Genomic DNA, 3,414 nt, shown 5'->3' with positions numbered 1-3,414 from the left:
CACCGGCCCTGATGATCGAGCCGCCGTGCGCGGCGGTGCGGGCGGCGGTCAGCCCGGCTGCGGCACTGCCGGATTCGGCGTCGGGGCCGGTGACTACGGCGACCTGGATCGGGCCGCGCAGGGCGGCCTCGGCGACGGCCAGCCAGTGCCCGGCGGAGCGGGGGGCGCGGGCCAGCAGGACCGCGCCGCGCGTCAGGGTGAGGTCGGCCAGTTGCCGGTAGCGGGCCGCCGAAACGGTGTCGGTGATCGCGGCGGCGGTGACCAAAGCCTCTGCGAGCACCGAGGTTCCGGCCGGGGTCGCGCCATCGATCGGGTCACGCGGGCGGGTCAGCAGGGTTTCGGCGTCGTCGGCGGTGTCGAACCAGCTGCCCGGGGTTTCCGGGTCGGCGAAGTGGGTGATGGCGGCGTCCAGCAGGGCCTGGGCGGTGGGCAGCCAGTCGCCTTCGCTCGACTGATGCAAGGCCAGCAGCCCTAGTGCGAGCCAGGCGTAGTCCTCCAGCACGCCGGGAGCCGAGCCGGGTACCCCGCCCAGCGAGGCGCGGCAGACGCGGCCGTCGGTCACATGGGCGTCGAGCAGGTAGCGGGCACAGCGTGCGGCGGCCTCGATCCACTCCGAACGCCCGTGTGCGGCACCGGCTTCCGCGAGCGCCACGATCGCCATGCCGTTCCAGGCGGTGACGACCTTGTCGTCGCGCTCGGGTTGCGGGCGGCGCGAGCGGGATTCGAGGAGCCGCGCCCGAATGCCTTCGAACCGCTCCAGGTCGACCAGCTTCGGGTCGTGATACCGGGTGAGCACCGAGGTTCCGTGCTCGAAGGTACCGGCCGTCGTGACTCCCAAAAGCTCTGCGGCCCAGGCGCCGTCGAGCGCACCGAGCTCGCCGTTGAGTTCGGCGGGCGTCCAGACGTAAGTGGCTCCCTCGACTCCCGGGCTACCTGGTTCGAGGTGGGTGTCGGCGTCGAGTGCGGACGCGAACGCCCCTTGCTCGGTGCCCAGGTCCGCCAGCAGGAACTCCACGGTCTCGCGAGTCACCCTGAGCGCCAACGGCTCCCGGCCCGCTTCCCCCGCGTCGAAGTCCCGCCGCGCGAGGTGCGCGTACACCCGCAGCAGCTGCGCGTTGTCGTAGAGCATCTTCTCGAAATGCGGCACCACCCAGGCCGCATCCACCGAATACCGGGCGAACCCGCCCCGCAATTGGTCGTAGATCCCGCCCCGCGCCATCGCATCGCAGGTGAACGAAACAACTTGCAGCACACCGAGATCCCCGGTCAGCTCATAATGCCGCAGCAACCCCTCCAACAGCGCCGACGGCGGAAACTTCGGCGCACCCCCGAACCCTCCGTGCTGCCGATCCACGTCCTTCGACACCGCACTGACCGCATGCGCGAGCAACTCCGCCCCCAGCGGCACCTCCGCGTCCGGCAGCCCCGCGCTCTGCTGCCGCAACGCGTCCCCCACCTGCGCCGCCGCCGTATTCACCTCGTCCCGCCGATTCCGCCACGTCTCCCCCACCGCGGTCAGCACCTGCGTGAACGACGGCATCCCGTGCCGAGGCGTCTTCGGGTAGTACGTCCCGCAATAGAACGGCTCCCCCTCGGGCGTCAGGAAGCACGTCATCGGCCACCCGCCCTGCCCGGTCATGGCCACGGTCGCGTTCATGTACACCGCGTCCAGATCGGGCCGCTCCTCCCGATCCACCTTGATACACACGAAGTTCGCGTTCATCACCGCGGCCGTAGCCTCGTCCTCGAACGACTCGTGTGCCATGACATGACACCAATGGCAGCTCGCGTACCCGATGGACAGCAGAATCGGCACGTCCCGCTCGGCCGCCTCGGCCAGCGCCGCCGCGTCCCACTCCCGCCAATCCACCGGGTTGTCGGCATGTTGACGCAGGTAAGGCGATGTCGCGCTGCCCAAACGGTTCATACTGCCCAGCCTCCCACACGGCGCGGCGGACCGAGCGGCGGTCCCCGGCGCGATGGCGAGTGAAAGTGAATGGCTCTCGGGTCATTGATGTTTCGGCAAAAGGTGGTGATCGGTCCATCGCCCCGACTACCGTGGAATATTGATGGACACCCGAAGAGCTCAGTGCCCGACACCCTGATCCAGGAGTGGCCATGACAGTTGTGACTCGGTGGTGATGAACATGCTTTTCGGCCCGGGCCGACCCCGCCAGAGCCGACAGCGCGGATCCGCTGATCCGAATCCGCCGACAACGAGCCTGCCGAGGGAAGGGCAGCACGCAGTGGACATCCCCTGCGGACCCGGACGCGTACCCGTGCTCGGGCACGCGTGGAAGCTGTCGCGTGATCCGGTCCAGTTCATGATGGAGCTGGCGAGCGTCGGGAAGATAGCGCGCGTCGATATCGGCACTCGCGTCGTCTATGTCATCACCGATTTCCACCTGCTCCACCAGGTGTTGGTGGAGAAAGCCGACACCTACGAGCGCGGGCTCCTCTTCGAACGCATCCGACTCATCTTCGAGGAGTCGCTGATCGTCGCGGATGGTCAGCAGCACAAGGATATTCGTCGCCTGCTGCAACCGGCGTTCCATCGCACGGAGTTGGACGGCTACGCGCCGATCGTCGAGCGCAACGCGGATGCCTTGGCCGATTCGTGGCAGCCGGGCCAGATCGTCGAGGCCCGTTCCGTCCTGTCGAAGTTGGTGATCACCGACCTGCTCGGGTCCATGTTCTCGCACGAACCCGATCCCGCTGAGCTGCAACTGATCTCGAGCATGATCGGGGACATCGGCGGCGGCGCCATCGTCGGCAGTGTGCTGCCGAAGCGACTGGCGAGCCTGCCGTTGCCGGTGAACCGCAGATTCCTGTCGGCGGGAACACGACTGCGGGACTACTGCTGGGAGCTGCTCGTCGCACGACGGGACAGCGGTGAACGCCGCGACGACCTGCTCGACCTGCTGCTGGATTCGGCGCGCGAGGAACACCGCACGGACAAGTTCCTGGCGGAGCAGGCCGTGACGATTCTCTTCGGCGGAATCGACGCCCTGACCGCCACGCTGACCTGGGCGCTGTACGAGGTGTCCCAGCGTCCGGAGGTGGCCTCGAAACTGCGTCAGGAGATCGTCGACGCGGCCGGAAACGGCCACAGCCTCGACAAGCTCGAATACCTGAACTCGGTCCTGAACGAGGTCACGCGGATCCATTCGCCGCTACTGCAGACCCGACGCACGCTCACCACGGTCGAACTCGACGGCTTCACACTGCCCGCCGGGACCGACATCGGCTACAGCATCGCCGCCATTCACCGCGACCCGCAGCTCTTCCCCGAGCCGAACACCTTCGACCCCGACCGCTGGTCGCCGTCGAGCTCCGGGTCGAACTCCCGGAGCTTCGTGCCGTTCAGCATGGGCAATCAGATGTGCATCGTCCGAAATTTCGCCTGGGTGGTGT

General features: G+C 67.9%; 2 protein-coding genes. One reads left to right on the top strand and one right to left on the bottom strand.

Features of this window, described 5'->3' with window-relative positions; translation table 11 throughout:
* A partial coding sequence (locus tag ACWELQ_RS41480) for a thioredoxin domain-containing protein (protein ID WP_452402464.1) occupies window positions 1-1,927 on the bottom strand: 1,927 nt, incomplete at its 3' end.
* A gap of 352 nt (window positions 1,928-2,279) precedes the next feature.
* On the opposite strand from ACWELQ_RS41480, the gene ACWELQ_RS41475 reads away from it, so the two are divergent.
* Window positions 2,280-3,414, top strand: a 1,135-nt coding sequence (locus ACWELQ_RS41475; RefSeq protein WP_452402463.1) for a cytochrome P450, incomplete at its 3' end; no start/stop codon positions are given.

The organism is Nocardia sp. NPDC004722, from assembly GCF_053601505.1.
This window is presented reverse-complemented; position numbering and strand designations above follow the sequence as displayed.